23 protein-coding genes and 1 pseudogene are annotated in these 25,697 nt (G+C 58.7%); 17 read left to right on the top strand and 7 right to left on the bottom strand.

The annotated features are described in order from the left end of the window. Complete coding sequence (locus tag AC0V6K_RS05680) at nt 1–1,419, bottom strand: sensor histidine kinase (RefSeq protein WP_472625457.1); 1,419 nt, start codon at nt 1,417–1,419, stop codon at nt 1–3. A gap of 275 nt (nt 1,420–1,694) precedes the next feature. Between AC0V6K_RS05680 and AC0V6K_RS05675 the strand changes: the two genes are divergently transcribed. From AC0V6K_RS05675 to AC0V6K_RS05650, 6 genes and pseudogenes are all read left to right on the top strand, one after another. Further along, entirely contained in the window at nt 1,695–2,864 is a 1,170-nt protein-coding gene (locus AC0V6K_RS05675; protein ID WP_472625455.1) for an acyl-CoA dehydrogenase family protein, read from the top strand. Further along, nucleotides 2,864–3,529, top strand: coding sequence for a TrmH family RNA methyltransferase (locus tag AC0V6K_RS05670; protein WP_472625454.1), 666 nt, complete (start codon nt 2,864–2,866; stop codon nt 3,527–3,529). The genes AC0V6K_RS05675 and AC0V6K_RS05670 overlap by 1 nt, the downstream gene beginning before the upstream one ends. 2 nt (nt 3,530–3,531) lie before the next feature. Beyond that, a pseudogene (locus AC0V6K_RS05665) lies at nt 3,532–5,140 on the top strand (carboxyl transferase domain-containing protein). A 2-nt stretch (nt 5,141–5,142) separates the two neighbouring features. Further along, the gene (locus tag AC0V6K_RS05660; protein ID WP_472625453.1) at nt 5,143–5,691 is read left to right on the top strand and encodes a hypothetical protein; all 549 of its coding nucleotides are present in this window, start codon (nt 5,143–5,145) and stop codon (nt 5,689–5,691) included. 113 nt (nt 5,692–5,804) lie between these two features. Beyond that, on the top strand, nt 5,805–6,434 hold the full coding sequence (locus AC0V6K_RS05655; protein ID WP_472625451.1) for a lysophospholipid acyltransferase family protein: 630 nt from the start codon (nt 5,805–5,807) through the stop codon (nt 6,432–6,434). 105 nt (nt 6,435–6,539) lie between these two features. Then, nucleotides 6,540–7,178, top strand: a complete 639-nt coding sequence (locus tag AC0V6K_RS05650; RefSeq protein ID WP_472625450.1) for a hypothetical protein — start codon at nt 6,540–6,542, stop codon at nt 7,176–7,178. 13 nt (nt 7,179–7,191) lie between these two features. On the opposite strand, the gene AC0V6K_RS05645 is transcribed toward AC0V6K_RS05650, so the two are convergent. The 3 genes from AC0V6K_RS05645 to gyrB form a co-directional block, all read right to left on the bottom strand. After that, on the bottom strand, nt 7,192–7,968 hold the full coding sequence (locus AC0V6K_RS05645) for a M50 family metallopeptidase (protein ID WP_472625449.1): 777 nt from the start codon (nt 7,966–7,968) through the stop codon (nt 7,192–7,194). 4 nt (nt 7,969–7,972) lie between these two features. Next, nucleotides 7,973–9,142 (bottom strand): AI-2E family transporter, encoded by a 1,170-nt coding sequence (locus tag AC0V6K_RS05640; protein WP_472625447.1) that lies wholly within the window; start codon nt 9,140–9,142, stop codon nt 7,973–7,975. Nucleotides 9,143–9,207: 65 nt separating this feature from the next. Then, nucleotides 9,208–11,730, bottom strand: coding sequence for a DNA topoisomerase (ATP-hydrolyzing) subunit B (gene gyrB / locus AC0V6K_RS05635; protein ID WP_472625445.1), 2,523 nt, complete (start codon nt 11,728–11,730; stop codon nt 9,208–9,210). 180 nt (nt 11,731–11,910) lie between these two features. On the opposite strand from gyrB, the gene AC0V6K_RS05630 reads away from it, so the two are divergent. The 4 genes from AC0V6K_RS05630 to AC0V6K_RS05615 all read left to right on the top strand — a co-directional run bounded on the left by AC0V6K_RS05630 (nt 11,911) and on the right by AC0V6K_RS05615 (nt 15,985). Continuing rightward, nucleotides 11,911–12,996, top strand: coding sequence for an Acg family FMN-binding oxidoreductase (locus AC0V6K_RS05630; protein WP_472625443.1), 1,086 nt, complete (start codon nt 11,911–11,913; stop codon nt 12,994–12,996). A gap of 95 nt (nt 12,997–13,091) precedes the next feature. Further along, the gene (locus AC0V6K_RS05625) at nt 13,092–13,451 is read left to right on the top strand and encodes a MarR family winged helix-turn-helix transcriptional regulator (protein WP_472625441.1); all 360 of its coding nucleotides are present in this window, start codon (nt 13,092–13,094) and stop codon (nt 13,449–13,451) included. Nucleotides 13,452–13,634: 183 nt separating this feature from the next. Beyond that, nucleotides 13,635–14,318, top strand: coding sequence for a PEP-CTERM sorting domain-containing protein (locus tag AC0V6K_RS05620; protein ID WP_472625439.1), 684 nt, complete (start codon nt 13,635–13,637; stop codon nt 14,316–14,318). A 44-nt stretch (nt 14,319–14,362) separates the two neighbouring features. Then, nucleotides 14,363–15,985: a tetratricopeptide repeat protein gene (locus AC0V6K_RS05615; protein ID WP_472625437.1), complete on the top strand. Its 1,623-nt coding sequence runs from the start codon at nt 14,363–14,365 to the stop codon at nt 15,983–15,985. A 10-nt stretch (nt 15,986–15,995) separates the two neighbouring features. Here AC0V6K_RS05615 and AC0V6K_RS05610 read toward each other — a convergent pair whose 3' ends face one another. Both AC0V6K_RS05610 and AC0V6K_RS05605 read right to left on the bottom strand, forming a co-directional pair. Next, on the bottom strand, nt 15,996–16,778 hold the full coding sequence (locus AC0V6K_RS05610) for a PIG-L family deacetylase (RefSeq protein ID WP_472625435.1): 783 nt from the start codon (nt 16,776–16,778) through the stop codon (nt 15,996–15,998). A gap of 28 nt (nt 16,779–16,806) precedes the next feature. Continuing rightward, nucleotides 16,807–18,255 (bottom strand): S41 family peptidase, encoded by a 1,449-nt coding sequence (locus AC0V6K_RS05605; protein ID WP_472625433.1) that lies wholly within the window; start codon nt 18,253–18,255, stop codon nt 16,807–16,809. Nucleotides 18,256–18,396: 141 nt separating this feature from the next. Between AC0V6K_RS05605 and AC0V6K_RS05600 the strand changes: the two genes are divergently transcribed. After that, nucleotides 18,397–19,941: a class I adenylate-forming enzyme family protein gene (locus AC0V6K_RS05600; protein ID WP_472625431.1), complete on the top strand. Its 1,545-nt coding sequence runs from the start codon at nt 18,397–18,399 to the stop codon at nt 19,939–19,941. Here AC0V6K_RS05600 and AC0V6K_RS05595 read toward each other — a convergent pair whose 3' ends face one another. After that, nucleotides 19,942–20,397: a hypothetical protein gene (locus tag AC0V6K_RS05595; RefSeq protein WP_472625429.1), complete on the bottom strand. Its 456-nt coding sequence runs from the start codon at nt 20,395–20,397 to the stop codon at nt 19,942–19,944. A gap of 390 nt (nt 20,398–20,787) precedes the next feature. Between AC0V6K_RS05595 and AC0V6K_RS05590 the strand changes: the two genes are divergently transcribed. The 6 genes from AC0V6K_RS05590 (at nt 20,788) to AC0V6K_RS05565 (ending at nt 25,676) form a co-directional block, all read left to right on the top strand. After that, nucleotides 20,788–21,111: a hypothetical protein gene (locus AC0V6K_RS05590; RefSeq protein ID WP_472625427.1), complete on the top strand. Its 324-nt coding sequence runs from the start codon at nt 20,788–20,790 to the stop codon at nt 21,109–21,111. 96 nt (nt 21,112–21,207) lie between these two features. Then, nucleotides 21,208–22,782 carry a glutamine-hydrolyzing GMP synthase gene (gene guaA / locus AC0V6K_RS05585; protein WP_472625425.1) on the top strand — a complete coding sequence of 525 codons (1,575 nt, stop codon included), beginning with the start codon at nt 21,208–21,210 and terminating at the stop codon, nt 22,780–22,782. Between the two features lie 82 nt (nt 22,783–22,864). Next, nucleotides 22,865–23,476, top strand: a complete 612-nt coding sequence (locus AC0V6K_RS05580; protein ID WP_472625423.1) for a YceI family protein — start codon at nt 22,865–22,867, stop codon at nt 23,474–23,476. An 11-nt stretch (nt 23,477–23,487) separates the two neighbouring features. Continuing rightward, complete coding sequence (locus AC0V6K_RS05575) at nt 23,488–24,015, top strand: metal-dependent hydrolase (RefSeq protein ID WP_472625421.1); 528 nt, start codon at nt 23,488–23,490, stop codon at nt 24,013–24,015. A gap of 71 nt (nt 24,016–24,086) precedes the next feature. Continuing rightward, nucleotides 24,087–24,953, top strand: a complete 867-nt coding sequence (locus AC0V6K_RS05570) for a hypothetical protein (protein ID WP_472625419.1) — start codon at nt 24,087–24,089, stop codon at nt 24,951–24,953. An 18-nt stretch (nt 24,954–24,971) separates the two neighbouring features. Then, nucleotides 24,972–25,676, top strand: a complete 705-nt coding sequence (locus AC0V6K_RS05565) for an endonuclease III domain-containing protein (protein WP_472625417.1) — start codon at nt 24,972–24,974, stop codon at nt 25,674–25,676. The last annotated feature ends 21 nt before the right edge of the window (nt 25,677–25,697 follow it).

Raw genomic sequence — 25,697 nt, 5'->3', positions numbered from 1 at the left:
CTATTGCGCGAGCCGCTCCGATGGAAGGGTGATTGTCACTCGAAGCCCGGCGCCACCCCAATCCTGCTCCATTGATCCGCCAAGCTGGTTGTTGATCGACATAGTCATCAACCGTGAACCGAAGCCTTCTTCGGTGGGCGCGACAGGCTTTGGTCCGCCGCTTTCAGACCATGAGACGACGACTTGTTCTCCGGCGTGTTCAACGGTGATTTCCACCTTGCCACCGGCATCGCTTAGCGCGCCGTATTTGGCCGAGTTGGTCGCAAGCTCATGGAAGACGAGCGCAAGAGGCGTTGCGGCTTTCTTGCCGACCGGAACTGTGTCGCCGGTGATCGCAATCGTGTCGGAATTGTTCGCGCCATAAGGCTGGGTAAGGGTCGCCAAGAGGCTCTTCAGATCCTCTATTGCGCCGCCATCCGCGCGCAATGCGAAGTCCTGCGCCCGCGAAAGCGCCATCACACTTTGGCTCAATTCGGTGGCGTACTCCTGCACGTCGGTCTTGTCGCGTGCATGCAGCGTGACGAGCCCGTTGATCACGGCGAAGACATTCTTGATCCGGTGCGCCAACTCACCGGTTAGCAACTCGCGTTCCTGCGCCAGACGGTATCTGTCATCAATATCAGTCAGGGTGCCGAACCAGCGCGCGGTTTCGGGATCATCGGTCGACGGCACAGCGCGGGAAAGCATCCAGATATAGCTGCCATCCTTGGTCCGGATGCGGACCGTATCCTCGAACATCTCGGCGCGCTGCAGCGCTGCGAGAAACCGTTCGAGCGAGGCGTCGTAATCGTCTGGATGGATGAAGTCGCGCCAATCGCTCACATGCCGGGGCGGCGATTTGCCGGTCACAACCCGCCAGCGTGCGTTGAACTGGTCAAAGATACCACCGGGAGCAGCAGACCATGCAATGTCCGGCACACTGTCGAGCATGAAACGCACGCGTTCAGCGCTGGCCGAGATGTCGGCGGTTGCGCGGCGTGAGGCGCGGTGCGTCTCGATCCGACGGCGAACCGATTCAGCCAGAACCTTCAGCCCTTCGATCTGGAGATCACTCAACCCGTCGGGATGCGGGACCGTATCGGTCACGCACAAAGCGCCCATCGGCGCGCCTTCGGATGAAACAAGCGGTGCACCGGCGTAGAAACGCAGATGCCGATCGCTGGTCACTGCTTTGAACGCGGCGAAGCGCTCGTCCTGCGCCGCATTCTTGACGACCAGCACTTCCGATCCGAGCATGGCGTGCGAGCAAATGCTGGTGGAGCGCGGCGTTTCGTCGACTGTGAGCCCCTCGCCTACAACGAACACCTGCCGTTCGGCTTCGACCAAGCTGACTGCTGCCGAGGGGGTGCCACACAAATGCGCCGCAAAGCGCGCGATCCGGGCCAACTCTTCATCTCCGCGCAGGGATTCTGAGCTCAAAACTCGCCATGACGGACAGCCGCTCTTCCTCCTCGCAAAAATCTTGCGAAGGGGCATCGCCGGTTGGCCAAATCTCTGGCTCGTTATACATCAGTTTAGGCCTCTTCAGGCTGGGATCGACTGCGGCCATACAGCATGGCAGCGCCCCGTCAAAACTCCGACAGCAATTGACAGACATTGGCCTTTGAAAGCCACATTGCTAAAGCAGCGCGCAATCAAAGAACAAACCGCAGGCCTCAGGTCGGCACTGCGACAATCAGCAGGATAATCACAGCATGCGTGCCACCCCCGACTTCGATTTCCAGCTTGGCGAAAGTGCCGAGATGATCCGCGACAGCGTCGCCCGCTTTGCCGACGAACAGATCGCGCCGATGGCGGAGAAGATCGACCGCGAGGACTATTTCCCGCAGGCGGAGCTTTGGGTGCAAATGGGCGAGCTGGGCCTGCATGGCATCACAGTTGGCGAAGAAGACGGCGGGCTGGGCCTCGGCTATCTCGAACATGTCATCGCGGTGGAGGAAGTGAGCCGCGCATCGGCCTCGCTCGGCCTGTCTTACGGCGCGCACTCCAACCTTTGCATCAACCAGATCCGCCGTTGGGGCAATGAAGAGCAGAAGGCGAAATATCTGCCCGGCCTGATCTCGGGCGAGCATGTCGGTTCGCTGGCCATGTCCGAAGCTTCGGCTGGCTCGGACGTGGTTTCGATGAAGCTGAAAGCCGAAGCGGTGCAGGGTGGTTACATCCTCAATGGTACCAAGTTTTGGATCACCAACGCGACCTATGCAGACACTCTGGTTGTTTATGCCAAGACCGACGGCAACGCCGGTTCGCGCGGGATTACGGCCTTCCTGATCGAGAAGGGCGATGCGGGCTTCTCTATCGGCCAGAAGATCGAGAAAGTCGGCATGCGCGGCTCGCCCACGGCGGAGCTAGTGTTCGATGATTGCCATATTCCCGAAGACCGCGTGATGGGCCCGGTCAATGGCGGTGTCGGCGTTCTCATGAGCGGTCTGGATTACGAGCGCGTGGTGCTGGCAGGCCTTCAACTCGGCATTATGCAGGCGTGCCTCGACACGGTCATTCCATATCTTCGCGAGCGTAAGCAGTTTGGAAAGCCTATCGGCAGCTTTCAGCTGATGCAGGCCAAAGTCGCCGACATGTATGTCGCGCTGCAATCGGCGCGGGCCTACACCTATGCGGTGGCGAAGGCGTGCGATGCGGACCAAACCACGCGCTTTGATGCGGCGGGCGTAATCCTGCTGGCGTCAGAGAATGCCTTTAAGGTCGCCGCCGAAAGCGTTCAGGCGCTGGGCGGTGCGGGCTACACGCTCGATTGGCCGGTCGAACGCTATATGCGCGATGCCAAGCTGCTCGATATCGGCGCGGGTACGAACGAAATTCGTCGGATGCTGATCGGGCGCGAACTCATTGGGGCGGCGGGATAATGCCAGTCGTTCCCGGAGAAGAAGAGCCCAAGAAGTCGAAGCGTTCGGTTCGCGACAGAGCGAACGCGATCAAACCGTTCATTTGTAAGAACCTCATCGCTGTGATCGAGGAGCCTGCCGACATCAAGAATATCGGGACGGTCATTCGCAACGTAAACGCGCTTGGCGTTGAGAAGGTTTATGTAGTCGACCCGAATCACTCATTGCCCGACGATTGGCAGGAAATGCGGGAGCGCAAGTCGCTTTCCAAGACATCTGTCTCGGCAGTAAAGTGGAGCTTCGTGAAGCGGTTTGACAGCACCGATGACTGCTTTGATCATCTGGAAAAGAACGGTTTTCGTTCGGTTGTGACTTCTCCGCACGTGAAGGGCCAAAAGAACGTCTATCTTCACGAGGAAGACTTCACTGAGCCAGTGAAGCTGGCCGTCTGGTTTGGCAGCGAAGGTCGTGGGATCAGCGATCGCGCCGTTGAGCGCAGCGAAGCGTGCATCGCCATCCCGATGTTCGGTATGATTGAGAGTCTCAATCTCGGCACCTCGTCTGGAATAGTTCTCTATGAGGTAACGAAGCAGAGGCGTGCCTATCAAAGCGCCTACAGCCGAGGAAAAAAGCGAGCCAAGCGGGCTGAGCCTTTACCGACCGTAATGATGAGGGATGATCCCTAGCAATGACTGCACCCGTTCTCACATCGAAACTCGACCGCGAAGCGCCTGATGCGAAAGCGCGTTTCGAGCACAACCGGACCTTGGCGCAAGAGCTTCGCTCGACCGTTGCTGAGGCTGCGCTTGGCGGGCCCGAGCGTTCACGTGAGCGGCATGTGTCGCGTGGCAAATTGTTGCCGCGTGAGCGGGTCGAGCGACTTCTTGATCCGGGATCGCCGTTTCTGGAAGTCGGCCAGCTGGCTGCGAATGGTATGTATGAAGGCGACATCAATGCCGCCTCGATCATTTGCGGTATCGGGCGCGTGTCGGGCCGCCAGGTGATGATCGTGTGCAACGATGCCACCGTGAAAGGCGGCACCTATTACCCGATGACGGTGAAGAAGCACCTGCGCGCTCAGGAAATCGCGCAGGAGAACCGGCTGCCGTGCATCTATCTGGTCGATAGCGGCGGCGCAAACCTGCCGCATCAGGCCGAGGTCTTTCCTGACCGCGATCACTTTGGCCGCATCTTCTTCAACCAAGCGAACATGTCCGCACTCGGCATCCCGCAGATTGCTTGCGTCATGGGCAGCTGCACGGCTGGCGGTGCCTATGTGCCTGCCATGTCGGACGAGACTGTGATCGTGCGCAACCAAGGCACGATCTTCCTGGCCGGACCTCCGCTGGTGAAGGCCGCGACGGGTGAAGAGATTTCAGCCGAGGACCTTGGCGGCGGTGATCTTCACGCCAAGAAATCGGGGGTGGTCGATCACCTTGCGGAGAATGACGAGCACGCGCTCACCATTGTGCGCGATATCGTCTCACAGCTTGGCGCAAACACCGGCGCGGCGACCGACATCGCGCTTAAAGACCCGCGCCCACCGAAGTTTGATGCCGATGATCTTTACTCGATCATCCCCGATGATGTGCGCGCGCCCTATGACGTCAAAGAGGTGATCGCGCGGCTGGTCGATGGCAGCGAGTTCCACGAGTTCAAGCAGCACTATGGCTCCACGTTGGTGTGCGGCTTTGCGCATATCTGGGGGATGCCGGTGGCGATCCTTGCCAACAATGGCGTGCTGTTCTCTGAGAGCGCGCAGAAGGGCGCGCATTTCATCGAGCTCGCTTGCCAACGGCGCATCCCGCTGCTGTTTCTGCAAAACATTTCCGGCTTTATGGTCGGCGGGAAGTACGAAGCGGAGGGCATCGCCAAGCACGGAGCAAAGCTTGTCACCGCTGTCGCGACCGCGACTGTGCCCAAGATCACCGTGGTGATCGGTGGCAGCTTCGGCGCGGGCAATTACGGAATGGCCGGCCGCGCCTACTCACCGCGCTTCCTGTTCACATGGCCCAATGCCCGCATCAGCGTGATGGGCGGTGAGCAAGCGGCTTCAGTGCTGGCAACCGTCCACCGCGACGCCGACACTTGGACGGAAGAAGAGGCCGAAGCGTTCAAGGCCCCGATCTCGCCAGAAATACGAGGACGAAGGCAACCCCTATTACGCTACCGCGCGGCTGTGGGACGATGGCGTGATCGACCCAGTGCAGACGCGCGATGTGCTGGGGCTGGCCTTTGCGGCCACGCTGGAGGCCCCGATTGCCGAGCGACCGCAGTTTGGTGTGTTCAGGATGTGACCGTGAACGGTTGGCTTAACGACATTAAGTCTGGTGCAATTTGGCTAGGTGGACTGGTTTCGGCTGCCGCTATACTCAGAACGCTTAATGGCTCGCTCAATCTTGGGTTTTCGGGGCTGATCCAATTCTGGGTTGAGGCCTATGAAAAACTGTTCCACGATACGATCATTGACAACACGATTGGCATCATTCTCGCATTCTTCGGTTTTGAGCTTTGGGATGTTTCAAAAGATGTGATTGTTTTTTATTCCGCATTTGCGGGCGCCTATATCAGAATGCTGTCCAAAGAGGGCTCGATAACGGGTGGTTTTGACTATCTTATCATGTTCCTATCTTGGCCTTTGATGCTGTTTACGAATTCCATCGCAGCTTGGCGCATCTCGAAGGGTGTCTATCCGGAATACCTCATGAACTTGCCAATTGGCAGTGGCTTCACGGCGAAGTCACAAAAGGCATCACAGCGTGTGCGCGGCTTTGTTGTTCAAGTATTTTTTGTGTCGGCGATTGTAATCGGAGCTTTGTGGGCCGACGCTTCTGGGCTTTTTGGGTAGCGCGGCCGTTACTAATCAGACGTGCCGTATCGCTTCTGCATTTGAGCAAATCCCCCTCGCATTCCGCTACGTAACTGCTAGTCAGTCATAAGGGCGCGAGAGAGGGACCACGCTTGAAACACAATGAAACCCGCAACGTGACGCTTCTGTCGCGGATCGTGAACCGCATCATCCTGTTCTTCTATTGGCTCAAGGGCTGGCGGATCGAAGAGCGCTTTCCAAAGGACGTAAAGAAGTGCGTCATCGCGGGCGCGCCGCATACATCCAACTGGGACTTCGTGTTCTTCGCCGGTGCGACAAAGCAGGAGCAGGTGCAGCCCAACTTCATGGGTAAGCACACGCTGTTTCAGGGGATCATGAAGAATTTCATGCTGGATATGGGCGGCATAGGCGTTGATCGCGGTGCGCCGGGCGGCGTGGTCGAGCAGATGAAAGCCGAATATGAAAGCCGCGAAGAACTGAACATCGTCATTGCCTGCGAAGGCACGCGTAAAAGCGATGGCAAATGGAAGTCCGGTTTCTATCGCATCGCACAGGCGGCGGGCGTGCCCATTGTTCTCGCTTATGCCGACAATGCCAAACGCACGATTGGCTTCAGCCAGCCGATGATGCCGACCGGCAATTACGGCGAAGACCTGCTCAAAATCGCCGAATGGTTCCGCTCCAAAATTCCCGATCTGGATCGTTACAAGGTGCTGGAGCAGCAGGCGAAAGACATCATTGCGGGCAAGAACGATATGTAATCTGCGCGGGCAAATTGCCGCGTCGCACAAAAAACCCGCGCTTTGGCCTTTAAGGTGCGCCTGACCTTCCCTATCTTGCCGTGAAGTCAGGAGGGTGTGCGCATAATGCCACTGAGCGAAGAGACACGCGAAGCCGAGCGCGAACGGATCGCCAAGCTGGTTCTCGACCTTGTGAAAGAGACCGGGGCCGAGGTGACCTATTCGCAGGCCTTGAACGAAAGCGGCGTGACCCGTGCTCGCTTTGAACAGCTCTTCGAAGACTATGACGATCTGTTTGACATGATCGCAAAGACTTGGCTTGCACCGCATTTTGTCGCGATGGAAGAGGTTTTGGCGAGCGATCTGCCACCTAATCGCCGACTCTATGAATTTGTCAGCCGACGCTTCCAGATTAACCGCGAGCGCTGGCGCGAGGACCCGGAGATATTCAAGATCATCTGCGAGATGGGTGCGGCCAATTTCGAACGGGTTCGTTCTTACGTTGACCTTGCCGATCACTATCTGTGCGAAGTGATTGTTCAGGCGCAGGCTGACGGGTTCTTTGCTGGTCTCGAGATCGATGAGACGCTGTCGCTGATCAACCAGATGATCTCGAACTACACGTTGCCTGACAGCCTGATCTATCTGGGTGACAAGCTGACAGAGCAGAAGCTGGCGCGGATTGTCGACACGATCTTTATCGGATTGTCTGCCGAGGCGGGCGATGATGCGGGCGGCGTGAACACTCTGCGCGTGGCTTCTTAGGGCTTCCTAAACTCTACTTCCGTTTGAATTGCAGCACATTCGCTGGCCGCTTTGGTCGGGGCGGACCCCTGCGCGCATCCGACAAAGCGTATTTCAAACTCGCTCCGATCATAATCGTTGAAACCAAAATGATCGCCGCGGCCCAGAACCAGTGCGGCAAGAAGAGGTTTGCCTCGATCTGACCGGTGTCAGACAGCATCGGTTGCCCGCCAACAAAGGCCTGCTCGCTGAACAGATAGTCCCAGTCTTGAAGCATGCTCATGGCGGCAAGAATGCCTAGAAATTGCAGGCTGAATCGGACGATGCCGTCGCTTGCGCGCCATGCGACAAGGACCATTAGTGCGCCCATAAGAGGCAGCACAGCCCAACCAATTGTACTGCGAACATAGATCGCGACCGAGACAACAATCGCGACGGCCAGTGCGAACAGCGTTGGACGCCAATACTTCTCATGCGCGCTGGCAAGGATCAGGAGCGAGCCGATGATGCTCGGGGCCAATGGTCCGCCAGCCGCGATGGACGCCCGAGTGAATGGCGATGCATCGGTATCGACATAGCTTTCGGCGACGCCCGAACCATCGGCATAGATCATCAATTGCCGGAAATCCTGCCCGACCAGTTCTGCTGTCATGCCGTGACCCATTTCATGGAACCACGTGGTGAGCAGGTAGAACGGATAGATGACGTAATTGCCGAACGGGAATGCGGGCAGGGCGATGACCAGAAATCCTGCGAGGATCAGACGACCGACTTGCTCCGCCTGACTACCCGGTTGCACGCCGTTCCACATCGGCTCAGCCTTCCGATGTCGTGTCGGCGTTCAGCCGCGCGACCATATCGGTGTCACGCGCCTTGCCGTCGATGTCGACTTTGGTGCGGTACTTCTCGGCAGCTTCTTCGTCCTCGGCGCGTTGTTCTTGCAGGATTGACCAACTGGCGAGGAACAGGCCGGCGACCAGCGGGCCGAGCACGATGCCAGAGAAACCGGCAAGGGCGATGCCGCCCAATGTCGTCACCAGAATGATCCAGTCGGGAATGCCGGTGTCGCGGCCGACCAGAATGGGGCGCAGTACATTGTCGACCGAGCTGATCACGATGAGACCGAAGGCGAGGACAAAGACTCCCGAACCAACCGAGCCCGAGACGATCAGCCAGATGCCGACCGGTGCCCAGACCAGCGCCGTGCCAACCGCCGGGATCAAAGCTAGGATTGCCATAAGCACTCCGAGCAGCAGCGCAGAAGGCACGCCAACAACGGCTAGTGTAATGCCGCCCAAGGTTCCCTGCACGAGACCCACGACGCCTGACCCTTTGATCACCGCGCGGACAATGCCGAGGAAACGCTCTGAAAGACGGTCAGCAATGTCGCGCTCAACCGGAGCCGAATGCAGAATGGTCTCTCCAATGCGCGAACCGTCCCGCAGTAAGAAGTAAAGGACATAGAGCCCAAGGCCGAAGCTCAGGAAGAAGCTGAGCGCGCCGCTGCCGATAGAGAAAGCCTGACTGGCGATGAGGCCGGAGCTTTCGCCCAGCAATTCTTGCAGTTTGGCCTGCGCTTCGGACATATCGGTCCAGCCGCTTTCGTCGATCATGTCCTGCAATGCAGAGGGCAGAGCAGCGTAAGTCTGGCTCGCCCAAGCCGCCAAATCGATGGGATTTTCCTGCAGCTCATTGAACAGTTGCAGCGCCTCTTGCACCACCAATGTCCCGATCCAGAGCGCCGGGATGATAACCGCCAGGAGGATGATTGTGAGTGTGAGGAATGCTGCCGGATTGCGCATCCCGCGACACATTCTAAGCGACCACTTATACAGCGGGTGGAACATGATTGCGGCAAGGACCGACCACAACAAGGCTGTCGCGAACGGCCATGCAATCCAGAAGAATGTCAGCGTGACGACTGCAAGGATGACCAGAAAGCTGATCTGGTGCAACTCGCTTGTATGATGTGGTTCGCTGCTCATGCCGCTCCCTTAACAGTCAGTCTGTCCCTATCAGGACAATGTTTGGGCGATCTCCCGCATAAATTCTAAACGTCGAGATTTGCGACGTTTAGAGCGTTATCCTGGATGAACTCCCGACGTGGCTCAACGATGTCGCCCATCAAGCGAGTGAAGATCTCGTCAGTGACGTCGGCGTCTTCGACTTTCACTTGGAGAAGAACGCGATGTTCGGGATCGAGCGTGGTCTCCCACAGCTGCTCCGCGTTCATTTCGCCTAGGCCCTTATAGCGGGCGATCGACAGGCCTTTGCGCCCAGCTGCGAGGACCGCATCGAGCAATTGGGTCGGACGCGAAATCGCATCTTCGCCAGCAATCGCCGTGTCTTCGCCATCCTCATCGCCCGTGGCCTCGTCCTCGGCGTCGCTCGCCTTCACGAGACGCACCGGTGAGGTGTAAGCATCGGCTTGTGGACCGGCGAGAGTGTGCAGTTTGTGCGCCTCCGCACTGGTGAGGAAGCGCGGCTCAATCGCGTGGACATCGGTGACGCCGCGCCACAGTCGTTCGAACCGCACACCGCCATCTTCGAGCATCAGCGCGGACCACTTGGCCTCCGGATCACCAAGTTGCATGCGCGCCGCCGTCTGCTCAAGAGCCTTGGCGCGGGCGTCGGTTGAAATCGAAGGATCGAGCGCGCCCGACAATGCCATCTGTTCGACAATTGCCGGATCATACCGGCGCGGGACGAAGGCGATGAGGTTCTTGAGGCGAAGCGCGTGATCGACAAGCGCACGCAAATCGTCGCCCGAACGCGCCCCGCCGGCAGTTTCAAGCACGCGTCCCTGAAGTCCGGCATCGACCAGATAGCGGTCCAGCGCAGCCTGGTCCTTCAGATAAACCTCGCTGCGGCCCTTGCTCACTTTGAACAAAGGCGGCTGCGCGATGAACAGGTGACCTGCTTTCACAATCTCCGGCATCTGGCGATGGAAGAATGTGAGCAGCAGCGTACGGATGTGCGCACCGTCGACGTCCGCGTCGGTCATGATCACAATCTTGTGATAGCGCAGTTTCTCGATATCGAATTCGTCGCGAATGCCGGTGCCCATCGCTTGGATCAGCGTGCCGACTTCCTTGGACGAGATGATGCGGTCAAACCGCGCGCGCTCGACATTGAGGATCTTGCCTTTGAGCGGCAGGATCGCTTGCGTTTTGCGATCGCGGCCCTGCTTGGCTGAACCACCTGCGGAATCACCCTCGACCAGGAAAAGTTCGGCCTTGGTTGCATCGCGTTCCTGACAATCGGCGAGCTTGCCTGGCAGCGAAGCCACGGACATCGCGCCCTTGCGGCTCATCTCGCGCGCACGGCGTGCGGCTTCGCGCGCAGCGGCAGCGTCGATGATCTTCTGGATGATCGCCTTGGCTTCGTTGGGGTTTTCTTCCAGCCATTCACCCATCTTCTCGCCCATAAGGCTTTCGAGCGGGGAGCGGACTTCGGATGAAACCAACTTGTCCTTGGTCTGCGAAGAGAATTTTGGATCGGGCAGTTTGACGCTGACGATGGCGGTCAGACCTTCGCGCATGTCTTCACCCGAAAGCGAGACCTTTTCCTTCTTTAGCAGTCCCTCACGGTCGGCATAAGCGTTCAGAGTGCGGGTCAGCGCCGCGCGGAACGCCGCCAAGTGCGTGCCGCCGTCGCGCTGAGGGATGTTGTTGGTGAAGGTGAGGACGTTCTCGTAATAGCTGTCGTTCCATTGCAGGGCGACGTCGATCCCGATGCCGTCCTTTTCCGCCGAAACGGCAATGGGCTCGCCAATCAGCGCCTGCTTGTTACGATCAAGCCACTTCACAAATGCTGCGATGCCGCCTTCGTAGAACAGGTCGTGTTCCACCACGTCCTCGTGGCGTTTGTCGCGGATCAGGATGCGCACACCCGAGTTGAGGAACGCAAGCTCACGATAGCGGTGTTCAAGCTTGTCGAAATCGAACTCGGTGACGTTCTTGAACGTCTCGGTCGAGGCTTTGAAAGTGACTCGCGTGCCCTTTTTGAAACCGTTTTCATCCGGGTTCCGGTCAACTCTCGGCGCATCGCCTTTGACTTCGAGGCTGTCCACTGCATCGCCGTGCTCGAAACGCATCCAGTGCTCTTTGCCGTCACGCCAAATGACCAGCTCGAGCCATTCGGACAGTGCGTTCACCACAGACACGCCCACGCCGTGCAGGCCGCCGGAGACCTTGTAAGCGTTGTCGTCAGAGGTGTTTTCGAACTTACCGCCCGCGTGCAGCTGGGTCATAATGACCTCCGCCGCTGACACGCCCTCTTCCTTGTGCATGCCCACCGGAATGCCGCGGCCGTTGTCTTCGACGCTGACACTGCCATCCGGGTTGAGTTCGATCAGAACAAGGTCGCAATGACCGGCCAACGCCTCGTCAATTGCGTTGTCCGATACCTCGAACACCATGTGATGCAGGCCCGATCCGTCATCGGTGTCGCCGATATACATGCCAGGGCGTTTTCGCACCGCATCAAGGCCTTTGAGAACCTTGATCGAATCCGCGCCATATTCGCCCTGCTGGGGCTGTTTTTCAGGGGTGTTCTGAGAGTTTTCGTCCATGCGGATTATATAGTCACGCCAAGCGTGATTCCCAAACACTGGCAGCTTCAAATCAGCTCTTTTTCACCAGCCGCTTGCGTCTTGGCTTCAATCAAGATAGTTAGCCAACTAATAAGATGATCGGAGGTAACGATGGTTGGCGTATCGAGGCGTGGGATCCTGGCTGCAGGAATGGGTGGAATGGCGCTTGTTGCAGTTGGCGGGACATGGCGGGTGACGCGCCGCCCTTCGACTGCGTGTGCGCCCTGGCAGCTCGACTCCACACCGCCCGAAGACGTGCGACTAGACGCATTTCGTCACGCCATTCTCGCGCCCAACCCCCACAATCGTCAGCCTTGGCAGATCGAACTGTCAGGCGACGATGAGGCTTTGATTACTTGCGATCCCGAAAGAAAACTCCCGATTACCGATCCCTTTGACCGGCAGATCGCCATCGGCTTTGGAACGTTTCTCGAAACAGCACGAATTGCCGCCGCAGAGCGCGGAGTGGTGATGGAGATCGACGCGTTTCCGGACGGTGAGGACGCCGAGACGATCGAACGCAAGCCCGTCGCCCGGCTGCGCTTCGTCCCGAACACTAGCACGCCGCGCGATCCGCTCTTCTCTCAGATCACCAAACGACGGTCCAACAAAGAGGAGTATGATCTTAGCCGCCGGGTCGAAAAAACGGATTTGGAAAAGGTCACTTCCTCAGGCGGCACCTTCACCGCTGACCCAGCCGAGGTTCGCGCGTTGCGCAAGGAAATTGTCTCCTCAATCGAGACAGAAATGTTGACGCATGTAGCGAACATGGAAAGCGTCGATCTGATGCGGATCGGCCATACGGAGGTGGATGCCAATCCCGACGGTATCGAACTGCACGGCACTATGATCGAAGCGGGCATCTTGGCCGGAATAATTAGCCGGGAAGACCTTGCCGACCCTACTAGCACGGGCTTTCAGCAGGGGCTGGAGATGATGCGTCAAACCTATGGATCTATCCCTGCGTTAGTCTGGATCACCACGCCCGGAAATTCTCGATCGGATCAGCTCGAAGCAGGGCGCCAATATGCACGAGCCAACCTTGAGGCGACGGCAATCGGGCTTGGAATGCACCCGATGAGCCAAAGTCTGCAGGAATATGACGAAGTTCAGCCGATGTTTTCTCGGGTCCACAAACTGCTTGGGGCGAGCGGCAATGAGCGGGTTCAGATGCTGGCGCGTATCGGCTATGGTCCTCCAGTAGGCCCCACACCGCGTTGGCCGCTGAAAACTCGGATTGTATGAACCCAGATGACCCGCTGATATTTAAGGTCTTTAACGAGATCGGAATAATCGATCAGTTGACGACTCATGCATTCACGCAGGTTTTGCCCCGCGGGATGAGTATCGCGCAGTTTTCAGTGCTCAACCACTTTGTCCGACTGGGTCATGACTTTCGATCACCAGCGCAACTTGCCGAAGCCTTCCAAGTGGCGCGTCCGACCATGTCCAACACGCTTGCTCGAATGGAGCGGGCCGGCCTGATTGCGATTGAACCAGATCCCGATGATGGCCGTGCGAAGAGAGTTAGCCTGACGGCACGCGGAAAGACTGTGCGTGAAGATTGCCTACAGAGGCTTCACGCTCCCTTGAAAGAGGTCGAGCAAAAGATCCCGGGTGAGCTCTTTAGTCAGCTTGATCCGCTGCTCACCAAAATGCGCGAAATCCTAGATCAGATGCGCGACAAACCGACTAACTAACGATTTGCCCTCAACATGTTTCAGTTCGGGACTTCGCTTTTGAAAGCTGGTTAACCGCATTGCGCTAAAGTCCCTCTTGATCGAATTCGCGAAGGACGAATTTGGCTCGGACGCTTCTTCGATCCGGCCAATGCATGACAACGTTTCAGCCATATTCGGCTCTGAGAGGTAATGAGGTATTTTATGCGCAAGGCATTAACGGCAGCAGCTCTGCCAGCGACTGCACTAATGTTGGCCGCGGCCCCCGCGTCAGCTTCGATCATCGAGTACGACGTAACCGATTTCAACGCTGGTAGCGGCGGCAGCTGTACTCACGGCCTTTGGACCAACACGCGCAACAGCGGGTGTGAGCGCTATTTCTCATTCCAGGATGGCTCTGTCTTCTCGATCGACACTGACAACGGCACCGGCACATTCACCGGTACCGCGATCAACAATATCGGTGAAGTCGCAACGCTCGATTTCTCACTCGGCGGATTTGCCGATGAACTGCCAGCCGGCAACACCTACAAAGCAGGCGGCCTTGGTTACGATCCGGCGCGTATCGACTTTTTCACCAGCGCAACCGGCTCAATCACCATTGACGGCACAGTTTACGATCTGGCTTCGGACCCGTTCGCTGGAAACACCCTGTTCCAGTTTGGCGAAGGCGCGAATGATAAGAACAGCGCGTTCGGTGGCTCTTCGTGGCTCAACCTGCTGAACCCGAACGGTTCGGACTATATTGATCGCACTCACTGGGACATCAACTTCAACCTGAACCGCCGTGTCGACGTGCCGGCGCCGGGTATGCTGGTCCTGTTCGGTCTGGGCGCACTGGCTGTGTTCGGTCGCCGCCGGCGTAGGGCTGCTGCTCTGGCCGCCTAATCCGTTAAGAGGATTTTTGCCGCTGTGCATTACGGTGCACAGCTATGGCTAACCGACTGAAATCATCGATTCTGGCAGCTTTGCTGCTGAGTGGCTGCAATGCGCTTGAAGGCGACCCGCGAGAGCAGGCCGATCAAGCGATTGCAGCCAATGATTTTCAGACTGCACGCGTGCATCTGGTTGCCGCCCTGCAGGAAGCACCGGGCGACGCTGCACTGCGTCTGAAATTGGCTCAGGTGCTTGCCGACATGGGTGACGGCGCGGGCGCGAGCGGCGCCATCGAGCAGCTGCCTGAAGCAGAACGCGCGAAGCCCGAAGCGCAGAGCCTCCTCGCTCACGCGATGCTCCTTACCGGCAAAACCGAAGATGCGCTCAAAATCGCAAGCAATGTGAGCGAGATATCGCCCCGCGCGGCTTGGGTCGAAGTGGGTGCTTTGCTCGCATCAGACCGTGCGGACGATGCCTATAAGGCTGCGGACAGCGCGCTGGAGCGCTTCAGCAAGGACTCGCGCCTGCTTGCCCTTCGCGGTGAGATGGCGCTTGGCCGTGGCCGTATCGCTGCTGCGCGTGACTATGCGGACCGCGCGATGAAGGCCGATGACAAGAGCCTTCACGGTATGCTCCTGCTGGGCCGTCTCGCGCTGCTGGACGAGGACCACGCCAAGGCCCGCGACCAGTTTGCTTCGGCTGCCAATGCCCATCCCACGGTCATCGGTCCGCTTCTTTATCTGGTCGCAACGCAAGCCGATCTGGGCGAACGCGATGCCGCGCTCAAGAACCTTGAGCAGCTTGATCTGCTTGCCCCTGATCACCCGATGGGCGTGTTCCTGCGCGCGAAGATCGCGTTCCATGACAGCGATCTGGATACCGCGAACAGCTTGATGCAGAGCGTCGAGACGCAGCTTCGCGGGATGGATCAGGCATCACTTCTGCTGGGCGAGATCGCTTATCTGCGCGGCAATCAGCAGACAGCGATTGGCCATCTGCGGCGCTTCATCGAAAACAACCCGGGCCATATGCACGCCTCGCTCGTACTGGCTCAGGCGCATATCGCCGAGGGCGCGGAGAATGATGCTTGGAATGTGATCAAGGGGCCGGCCAAACGCGCTGCGGCCTCTCCGCAATTGATCGAACTGGCAGCCCGTTTGGCCAAGAAGAACGGACAGACTGACACCTTCTCCGACCGATTGCCCAAGTCCGAACAGGCCAGCGACGCGCACGTCCAATTGCGCGCTGCAGACCGAGCCTTGGGCAAAGGTGAATGGGCCGAAGCCGCGAAAATCTATGCGGAACTGCGCAAGAGCGGCTTTGGCAACAATGCCTTGGTGCTCAACAATGCGGCGGTGGCCGAAATGCGTGCTGGCAAACCGGCTGAGGCTGTGAAACTGGCGCGGGCCGCCCATGCGCTCACGCCCGACGATCCGCAGGTGCAGGATACGCTCGCATCGACCTTGCTGCGCATCAATGGCGACAAGAGCGAAGCTTTGCGACTGACGACCAAGGCGCTGGCGGCGCGTCCGACCGATTTCACGATCCGCTGGAACCACGCGCAAGCCTTGGCTGCGACAGGTCGCAAGGCGGAGGCGAAGCGAGTGGCGTCGGCATTGCTACCCTTCGCACCGAAGGATCAAGCGCAGCAGGTTAGCGCGCTTCTGGATCGGCTGTAAGTCGACCCCCCTAAAATGCGGGGCGGAAGCTGACTTTGCCCCTCCAGACCAGGCTGTCGAACACCGGCACGATTTGCGCGCGCGTTGCGTCGTCAAACTGCGTTTTGTGGCACTGCGCCGCAGCGTTGGCTGCTGCAAGATCGTCCGCATTATAGCTGTACTCGACGCTCGCCAGATCGGGAGCGGTCAAAGTCCAGCCCTGTTTTGCGAGAGGCTCTGGCAATGGCCCATTGACCAGTGCGGGATAGAGCAATTGTGGGCGGTCTGCATAAGGCAGTGATTGCACATATTGCGTCACCACCGAGCTGACCATGCGGTGATCCGAATGGCCATAGCCACCCTCAGGGCCCCATGTGATCACGGTTCTTGCCCCATCGATATAATCGCCGATTTCGGCACGGAGCTGGTTGGCCGGACTGCCTTCCTTGCGCGCCTGCGTCCCGAGTGTTCCGTCACCGAGCCCCAGCCGATACATCTGTTTGGCATCGAGCGCTCTCATGGAGCAAAACGCCTCGACAATCCGGGCTGTCGCCACCGCGTCTCCCGGCTCCAATCCGGAAACGCCCGGACCTTGATCGCCATCTGTGACGAACAGCAGTGTGACGTTGTGTCCAGCATTGGCCAGACCATGTAGCGCCGGTGCGAAAACCAGCTCGTCATCGGGATGCGCCAGCACAACCACGATTGTGCGTGGCTTTTCTTCCTTGGGCGCGGAATGGCTGGGGTGTGCGGCCAAAGGGCCGGCCAGCATTGCAGAAGCGGCGAGGGTTAGAGCTAGGCGTGCGTTTGTCATCGCTCGCACTCTGCCAAATGCTCCGTGCTTACGCCACCACTTCCAACGCGCGCTCCATGACCGGGTCACGACCCGCCGCAATGTCGGCGGCACTCTGCGTGACAGTTTCGTCCGGCTCCAACCCGGCATCGGGTTTCTCACCCTCGGGATAAAAACCGATCAGCGGGATATCGAATTCGATCCCGCTTTCGGGCAGGCGCGTAAAGAAATAGGCGCCGCCATTGATCCCGCGCTGATTGCCGCCAGTGGTCTCTCCGATCAGCGTCGCGACACCGGCTGCGCGCAATTGCTCGGCAAAGAAGAACGTCGCGGAGGAATTGTCCGCATTGATCAAAACCGCGACCTTGCCTTTGAATGTCTGATCCATCGGCTTGAGTGTCTGCTCTTTCGCAGGATTGATCTCGATAAAGCCATCATCGATCGGCTTCCCGTCTTTCCCGATTGAGTAAAAGTTCTTGTCCCAGGTGTTGAAGATAGGCCGCAGGTTCTCGGGCGCTTCACGGAACCGCACGCGTTCTTGCGGGCGTGGGAAGGTTATCGGCTCGCGAATGAAGTAGGGCAGCATGCCTTCACCAATACTCTGCCCACCTTCATTGCCGCGCAGATCGAAGACCAGACCAGTCGTCCCGTCGCTGATCATCTCTTTCAATTGATCCTGAAGCCAGCCGAGCCAGTTCCACTTGGTCTTGTAGATCGCCCATGTGGGCATGGTGATGACCTTGGTTTTCTCTCCGTTGGCGCGCGAAGCTGACCAGATTGGCGCGGCGGGATCGGCTTTGACCGTTTTGTTGCCTGCCGCAAGACGCACTTCCTGTGAAATGGTCTGCAAGGTCAGGCGGCTGCGATAACCGCTTGGATCAGTGGCCTCGACCGCGACGCTCGGCCCCGGATTGAAAACAAGGTCGTAGTAGAGATCGAACATGGGCCAGCGATCGGTGCCGGTGACGTTCATCAGCGCGCGGCGCTTCCCATCATTGCCACCATCCGCACGGCCATAGGGCAGCAACGCGGAAATGATATCTGCCACCGGTCGTCCATCAATGGTCTCAATCCGTGTGCCAGCGGGCAGCGGGACGCCATAGGCGCTCTGGGTCAGCACCATGGAATTCCCGATCCACCGGAACAGAAATGGTAAGGCTCGGCGCGAGCCGTACATCTTGGCGCGCACGTCCTTTGTCTGGTTGGACGGGTTCACATAGGTGTGCCCGCATCGCACCGCGCACAGCAGTTTTTGCAGCGCGAGCACCTTCGTATCGAAGTCCCCGCGCGCATAGTCTTCGGCAAAAGCCTTGTGTCGCAGCACGAATTCGCCGGGTGTCTGGTAACGGTAAAGCCCCGGATGGATCGCTTCCAGCGCCATGCGCACGAAGTCCGTGTCGCGCGTTGTAGTCTGCGCGCTCAGGATCGAAGGCGCAGCAAAACTGGCGCCGACGGCAGCGGCAGCCTGGATCAAGGATCGGCGGGAGAGGTGTGGCATAGGTCAAGCATCCTGTTCTGGTCCCGATCCCATTCGGACCCAGTTACGGCGTTGATCCCACATCGGATGCCTAGGCGTGATTGCATGGGCAGGTCAATTCCCCGCTTGAGCAAGCCGCATTGACCGCTACACCTGATCAGCATGACACGTGATGACATGGCCGCCCGACTTGCCGAACCATACGGCTCCTTCACCGATATCCTGACCGATTGGTCCCGCATTCAGCCTGATGCAATTGCGCTGGTGGACGAGACCAAGGACATCGCCTGGGCCGAACTGATCGGCATGGTCGAGCGGCTGGCGGCGCGCATGATCGACACCGGATTGAAACGCGGGCAATCGGTCGCAATCCTGGGTTATTCGAGCGTCGAATATGCGTTGGTCTTCCTTGCGGCGGTGCGTGCTGGCGGGGTGGCCGCGCCGCTGACAACCAGCGCCAGCCCGGAACAACTTGCTGGCATGGCGACGGATTCGGGTGCTATCCACCTTTTCATCGATGCGGCCAAATCGGCGGAGCTGGGTCCCGATTTCATGGCCGAGATGCAGCGCATCCCGCTGGAAGAAATCGAGCAATGGATGGCGCCTCCGGGCTCTCGCGCACCTGTATTTACGCCGGAGCCGAAGGACTCGTTTAACATCATCTATTCCAGCGGCACGACTGGCATTCCCAAGGGCATTGTCCATTCGCACCAGATGCGCTGGCGACAATTTGCGGCGACCGCACTGTCATATCTGGGCAGTGGCTTGAAGGTGCGCTCGCTCGCTTCCACACCGCTCTATTCGAACACCACGATGGTTGCTTTCCTTGCGCCTCTGCTCGCGGGCGGGATGGTGCGGATCATGGGCAAGTTTGACTGCGCGCGCTGGCTCAAACATGCGCAATCCGACCGCACGACAATCACAATGCTGGTGCCGGTGCAATATCAGCGGCTGATGGATTTTGACGGGTTCGACAGCTTCGATCTGTCCAGCCTTGCGATGAAATATTGCACCTCGGCCCCGTTCTCTGCCGATCTCAAACGCGAGGTTCTTGGTCGGATGCCCGGCGGCTTGATCGAGATTTATTCGATGACCGAAGGCGGCGTGGTTTGTTTGCTCGCCTGCCACGAATTTCCGGACAAACTGCACACGGTCGGCCGGCCTGCGCCGGGCAGCGAAATGATGGTGCTTGATGATAACGACAAGCCTGTTCGCGCCGGTACGCCGGGCAATCTCATCGGACGCTCGCACACCATGATGAGCGGCTATAAGAACCGGCCCGACAAAACTTCCGAGGCGCAATATGTCGATCCCGAGGGCGGCGTGTGGATGCGCATGGGCGATATCGGGCGAGTGGATGAAGAAGGGTTCGTCGAACTGGTCGGCCGGGCCAAGGACATGATCATCTCGGGCGGCTTCAATATCTACCCCAGCGACCTTGAGGCCGAGTTGGAGCGTGAAGAGGACGTGGTGGAAGCCGCTGTGGTGGGCATCGCGTCCAAACAATGGGGTGAAACGCCAGTAGGGTTCGCAGTGCTGGGCGAAGGCGCGCGCGAACCAGACGCCATTATGGCCGCTGTTAATGCCCGCTTGGGTAAGACTCAGCGCCTATCGGCTCTCTATATCATCGATGAAATGCCGCGCAGCCATATCGGTAAGCTGCTCAAGACTGAGCTTCGCGAACAGGCCGAGGCATTAGCGAGCTAATCAGTCAGGATCGGTGAGATCCTCGATCGCATCGACGCCATCTGCGATAACGGCTACGCTCAGAATGGCCAACACGCCCACGCCGATTGCGACGGCGCCAAGCGTGCTGATACCGTCCTGCGTATCGGTTTCGGGAACGGGCTGACCGTTCAACATCAGTGTTTGTTTGCCATCGAGAGTGAGGCCCACGCGCCGCTCGTTCCAGCCAGCCTGAAAATCGCGCTCAAACGGCGTCAGACCAGCGTCCTCTTGGCGCGACCGTCCGATGATTTCGAGGCGTGGAGCGGTCCGGCTCCGATCGCGTGATTGGCCAAGGGGTATCGTTACAGCGGCAACGATCTGCGTTTCGCCTTGGGATTGGTCGAGCGCAGGGTTGATCGATTGCGCACTCGCGCCGCTAACCAGCGTGCCCGCCATGAGCAGAGACCCTGCGAATTTCAGCCCAATAGGTTTCATGTCTCGACCCTCTTCCACCTGAATTACAGGGGGAGGATGTGTCGACCCGACATGCAAGTCAATCAAGCGATTGAATAATTGCGAGGTGTCTGCCCGATAAATCGCCAGCCGCACCCTGTTCGGGCACGGCTGGCGCGATGATTGTCAGACGATAATCGTATTCAGCGTGGTGCTGCTGATCGCGACAGCCATAAAGAACGCGATCGTCTTTTCAGTGATGAGACGCATGATGCGGACCTCCTATATTCAGGCGCTGATTGCGCGCTGCCCGGACCGGGGAATGCCGCGGGCTTCTGACTATAGATACGAACGCATAAGCAATAATGTTACCATTCACTTTCGCGAAGTTTCACATCACAGCAATCGAAGAAGTCGATCAGTTTGGAGAGTGTGGGAGACGCGGCCACCATTTCAGAGGGGGAGGGGGAGAGTGGTGGCCGCGTCTCGCGCGTCGCTTGCCCCACAAAGCAGCCGCAGCAGGGGGTGCTGCAAAGGTTCGAGCCGGGTCAGAAAGCGCAGATCCCGATGCGCCGTGTCGGCTCGAATGGCTGCTTGCGGGGGCAAGCGTGGACGTCAGGCCAAAATGTTGAGGACCAGGCCTATCCGTCGCTGGGCATCATTTGGTATCCGAACGCGGCGAACACCAATGCCATTACCGTCACTAATGTTGATATTTTTGCAATCTACGCGTTGCATGATGTGCATCAAATCTGACCCGATGGTTTGGCGGGGCGTGAAAGCCGCTCAAAACACCTCAAAACAGACACCGATACGCTGGACAGCGTGCGAGGGCCTCCGTAACTCCCGGCCATGCAAGCAGATCACCTTCCTGATTCCATCCTCATTGTCGACTTTGGCAGCCAGGTAACCCAGCTGATTGCCCGCCGCGTGCGCGAAGCCGGGGTCTATTCTGAAATCGCGCCGTTCAGTCTTGCCCAAGAGGCGTTCCGGCGGATGCAGCCCAAGGGCATCATCCTTTCCGGCTCCCCTGCAAGTGTGCCAGACGAAGGTTCGCCCAGAGCCCCGCAAGCGTTCTTCGAAGCGGGCGTCCCGATCCTTGGCATTTGTTATGGTCAGCAGGTGATGAGCCAACAGTTGGGCGGCGAAGTGCGCCCCGGCCACGAAACGGGTGAGGGCGGCGAGTTTGGTCGCGCCTATCTGACCGTGACAAAGGATTGCGCGCTGTTCGAGGGCCTCTGGAAAGAAGGCGAACGGCATCAGGTCTGGATGAGCCACGGCGACAAGGTGACGCAATTTGCACCCGGCTTTGAAATCGTAGCCACCAGCGACGGTGCGCCCTTTGCTGTGATCGCCGATGAAGAGCGCAAGTTTTACGGCACGCAGTTCCACCCTGAAGTCGTCCACACTCCCGATGGCGGAAAGCTTCTCGCCAACTTCGTGCACAATGTCTGCGGGCTTGCCGGTGACTGGACCATGGCCGCCTATCGCGAAACGAAAGTGCGCGAGATCCGTGAGCAGGTGGGCGACGGCAAAGTCATTTGCGGGCTTTCCGGCGGGGTCGATAGTTCGGTCGCTGCCATCCTAATCCACGAAGCCATTGGCGATCAACTCACCTGTGTGTTCGTCGACCATGGCTTGCTGCGCCTAAATGAGCGCGAGCAGGTCGAGACGATGTTCCGCGACCACTACAACATCCCGCTGGTCGTGGTGGATGCCGAGGAACGCTTTATGGCGGGGCTTGCGGGCCAGACCGACCCCGAGAAAAAACGTAAATTCATCGGCGGCGAATTCATCAATGTGTTCGAGGCCGAGGCGGAGAAGATCGGGGGCGCGGATTTCCTCGCGCAGGGTACGCTTTATCCCGACGTGATCGAAAGTGTCAGCTTCACCGGCGGGCCCTCTGTCACGATCAAGAGCCACCACAATGTTGGCGGCTTGCCCGAGCGCATGAACATGGAGCTGGTCGAGCCGCTGCGTGAATTGTTCAAGGATGAAGTGCGCGAGCTGGGCCGGGAATTGGGCTTGCCCGACATGTTTGTTGGCCGCCATCCGTTCCCAGGCCCCGGCCTCGCGATCCGCATTCCCGGCGAAGTCACCAAGGAGCGCTGCGATGTATTGCGCAAGGCGGATGCGATCTATCTAGAAGAAATCCGCAATGCCGGATTGTACGATGCGATCTGGCAGGCCTTTGCCGTGCTGCTGCCGGTGAAAACCGTCGGCGTGATGGGGGACGGACGCACTTATGACAGCGTTTGCGGCCTGCGCGCCGTAACCAGCACCGACGGCATGACCGCCGATGTCTATCCATTTGACGCGGCGTTCCTGACCGGCGTCGCCACGCGCATCGTCAACGAAGTGCAAGGCATAAACCGCGTGGTCTATGACTACACCAGCAAGCCGCCCGGCACGATTGAGTGGGAGTAATTGGCGCTGATCGAAGCAACCAATTGCGCCGCGCGCGCGTATAACAGGAAAGCCAAACTCGTTTCGACTTGAGGTCTGACCCATGATCAAATTCGCCAGAACCGCCACAATCGCCGCCGCCACAATTGCGCTTGCCGCCTGCGGACCAACCGAACCCGCTCCAGTGGATGAAGGTGCATGGACGCTCGATGGCGACGCCTCACGGCTTTCGTACGTCAGCATCAAATCGGGCGAGATTGCTGAAACGAACGAATTCAAAGCGCTTACAGGCAGCGTATCGGCCGAGGGCGAAGCAAGCGTTGAAGTCGACCTTGCCTCGCTCGAAACCGGTGTCGACATTCGCAATGAACGCATGCGCGATATCTTCTTCGAAGTCGCCGATCACCCCAAGGCCACAATCAACGCAACGCTTGATCCGCGTGGATATGAGTTCCTGAAGGTTGGCGACAGCACAATCGAAGTGGTCAAAGGCACACTGAACGTCAAAGGCGTCGAGACCGCCGTTGAAGCTGAAGTGGATGTCACCCGCACAGGTCCAGATCGCATGATGGTTGTGACCACCAAGCCGGTGATCATCATGGCCGATGCGCTGGAACTGACCGAGGGACTTGGCAAACTTCAAGAGCTGGCCGGATTGCCTTCCATCACGCCCGCCGTTCCAGTGACCTTCACGCTCGAATTCCAGCGCCAGTAAGAGCGCCGCGCTTGCCCACTGTTTTCACCCATGCGGTGGTGCCGCTGGCAATAGCCGCTGCGGCTGGGCGGACGCGGATCTCGCCAAAACTCGCCATTGCGGGCGCGGTGTTCGCCGTTCTGCCTGATGCGGATGTGATCGGCTTCCGGTTCGGCGTCGAATACGCGGATGCGTGGGGACATCGCGGTGCGACCCATTCACTTGCTTTCGCCGCCTTGTGTGCGGCTGCAGCCTGCGCGGTGTGGAAAGAAGAGAGGCGGTTGGCGGCCTTCGCGTTTCTCACACTGGCGATGTTCAGTCATGGATTGCTCGACACGCTGACCAATGGCGGATTGGGCGCGGCCCTGTGGTGGCCGATTGATGACGCGCGCATTTTCGCTCCCGTCACCCCCGTGCGCGTGTCACCCATCGGCATGGGCTTTTTCTCGTCGCGGGGCCTCGCCACCATCGCCTCGGAATTGGTCTGGATCTGGCTGCCTTGCGCAGCCATTGCGCTAACGGGTTGGACCATGCGACGCGCGGGCCCTACTCCATCATAGACTGGTCACGGGAAGCACATGGACCAGAAGAGACTGGCAAATTGAACTGAGATGCGCCACAATTGACAACGATGACAACACGCATTCCATTCATAGCGATTTTCGCGACTCCGCTGTTTCTTGCCTCCTGTCAGAGCGCCCCGGAAGAATCCAGGCCCGAGGAAAAGCTGATATGTGACAGCGCATCGAAGATCGGCCGGTTTGATCCCAAGGTCGATCTGCTGGTCGCCAATTACGACAGCAAGCCCGACGTGGACGATCTGCATGCGGTCGCATCTCTCGGGACGATTTTGCGCGATCCGGCCTATGATTGCGTGGACTACATTGCGACGCACGGCGCTTACGGAAATCAGACCGGCAAAATGCTTCCGGCAAAGGATCTGTTCGACCTGGCCTTTCCGGAAAACTGGGTCGACGCGGATGCGGACCGCGAGGCTGCGGTAGCGAAACTGACCGATCGGGCCAAAGAGGCTCTGGCGCGGGGAGGGCAGATATGGGTCGCGGAAGCGGGGCAATCTGATGTCACCGCTGCAATTGTCGGCAACCTCCCCGAAAAGGATTGGCGGCGCGTCAATGTTGTCCAGCACAGCTACTGGAACGAAACGCAGACCAGCGAAGATGCGATGAACCTCCTTGTCTACAACACCCGCTATCACCGGGTTCAGGACGGCAATTTCTCAGGCAACAGTTCGCCGAACTTCAACACGAAAGAGGCCAAGCATTGGGACGTATTGCTCGCGGACTCCGTGATCGCGCCGATCTGGTCAGAGGCGAAAGCGCTCGGCGATAAGCACAATCCTGTCGCGGAATACGTCAATCCGGCAGTGGCTGAGGGTGGGTTAGACTTCTCTGACACAGCTGAGATTGCCTACATCCTAGGCTTTGAGGACATGGCGGATGTGGGCGAGTTTGCGGAGCGGTTTGCGCGCAAGCAGTGATCGTGCAATCGATCAGGGATGGAGCTTCCGCTTGGCCCTGACCCAAGAACCGCCATTCTTCGCCGCGCGCAACCTGCGTTGATCGAGGCTTTCGGACGCATCATCCGTCCGCCAGACAAGCGCCGCGATCCGGTATGGGTGCTGGTCCACGGCGTGATCGGCGCGCAGACCAAGACCGCTGCTTCCAATGCTTCGACCCATGCACTGCTTGCTGAATATGGATCGTGGGAAGCGGTCGCGGCGGTACCCACCGAAGCGCTTGAAGAGCGGTTGCAACGGCAGACTTTTCCGACTGTCGCGGCCAAGCGGCTCAAGGACTGCCTCAACTTTATCATCGCCGAACGGGGCGCAGTCGACCTGCGGCACCTGTCAAACTACGAAACGGCTGAAGCGATGGCCTGGTTGGAGACGCTACCGGGGGTTGCGCGCAAGAATTCTGCGGGCGTGATGAATGCCAGTACCTTCAACCGACAAGCCATGGTGATCGATGGACACCATCGCCGGATCATGCAGCGCATGGGCATAGTGGCTGCCAAGGCTGACACGGCAAAGACGTATGACGCGTTGATGCCAATCCTCCCGCCCGAATGGAGCGCAGAGGATATGGACGAACATCATCTGTTGCTGAAAAAGCTGGGCCAGACCCATTGTCGCCCGCGCAAGACATTGTGCGATGGCTGTCCCCTGCGCGCCGATTGCGAAACGGGTAAGCCGCCAGCGTAAGTGACGCGCCATTTAGAGAAC

This window comes from Erythrobacter sp. S43 (genome assembly GCF_057364955.1).
The sequence above is the reverse complement of the archived record's forward strand: the minus strand, read 5'-3'. Positions and strand labels throughout refer to the sequence as shown.

Bases quoted from the DNA above. Each gene is read 5' to 3' on its own strand.
- AC0V6K_RS05675 (WP_472625455.1), top strand. From the start codon at position 1,695: ATGCGTGCCACCCCCGACTTCGATTTCCAGCTTGGCGAAAGTGCCGAG.
- AC0V6K_RS05670 (WP_472625454.1), top strand. From the start codon at position 2,864: ATGCCAGTCGTTCCCGGAGAAGAAGAGCCCAAGAAGTCGAAGCGTTCG.
- AC0V6K_RS05650 (WP_472625450.1), top strand. From the start codon at position 6,540: ATGCCACTGAGCGAAGAGACACGCGAAGCCGAGCGCGAACGGATCGCC.
- AC0V6K_RS05645 (WP_472625449.1), bottom strand. From the start codon at position 7,968: ATGTGGAACGGCGTGCAACCGGGTAGTCAGGCGGAGCAAGTCGGTCGT.
- AC0V6K_RS05640 (WP_472625447.1), bottom strand. From the start codon at position 9,142: ATGAGCAGCGAACCACATCATACAAGCGAGTTGCACCAGATCAGCTTT.
- gyrB (WP_472625445.1), bottom strand. From the start codon at position 11,730: ATGGACGAAAACTCTCAGAACACCCCTGAAAAACAGCCCCAGCAGGGC.
- AC0V6K_RS05630 (WP_472625443.1), top strand. From the start codon at position 11,911: ATGGCGCTTGTTGCAGTTGGCGGGACATGGCGGGTGACGCGCCGCCCT.
- AC0V6K_RS05625 (WP_472625441.1), top strand. From the start codon at position 13,092: ATGAGTATCGCGCAGTTTTCAGTGCTCAACCACTTTGTCCGACTGGGT.
- AC0V6K_RS05620 (WP_472625439.1), top strand. From the start codon at position 13,635: ATGCGCAAGGCATTAACGGCAGCAGCTCTGCCAGCGACTGCACTAATG.
- AC0V6K_RS05615 (WP_472625437.1), top strand. From the start codon at position 14,363: ATGGCTAACCGACTGAAATCATCGATTCTGGCAGCTTTGCTGCTGAGT.
- AC0V6K_RS05610 (WP_472625435.1), bottom strand. From the start codon at position 16,778: ATGACAAACGCACGCCTAGCTCTAACCCTCGCCGCTTCTGCAATGCTG.
- AC0V6K_RS05605 (WP_472625433.1), bottom strand. From the start codon at position 18,255: ATGCCACACCTCTCCCGCCGATCCTTGATCCAGGCTGCCGCTGCCGTC.
- AC0V6K_RS05600 (WP_472625431.1), top strand. From the start codon at position 18,397: ATGACACGTGATGACATGGCCGCCCGACTTGCCGAACCATACGGCTCC.
- AC0V6K_RS05595 (WP_472625429.1), bottom strand. From the start codon at position 20,397: ATGAAACCTATTGGGCTGAAATTCGCAGGGTCTCTGCTCATGGCGGGC.
- guaA (WP_472625425.1), top strand. From the start codon at position 21,208: ATGCAAGCAGATCACCTTCCTGATTCCATCCTCATTGTCGACTTTGGC.
- AC0V6K_RS05580 (WP_472625423.1), top strand. From the start codon at position 22,865: ATGATCAAATTCGCCAGAACCGCCACAATCGCCGCCGCCACAATTGCG.
- AC0V6K_RS05570 (WP_472625419.1), top strand. From the start codon at position 24,087: ATGACAACACGCATTCCATTCATAGCGATTTTCGCGACTCCGCTGTTT.
- AC0V6K_RS05565 (WP_472625417.1), top strand. From the start codon at position 24,972: ATGGAGCTTCCGCTTGGCCCTGACCCAAGAACCGCCATTCTTCGCCGC.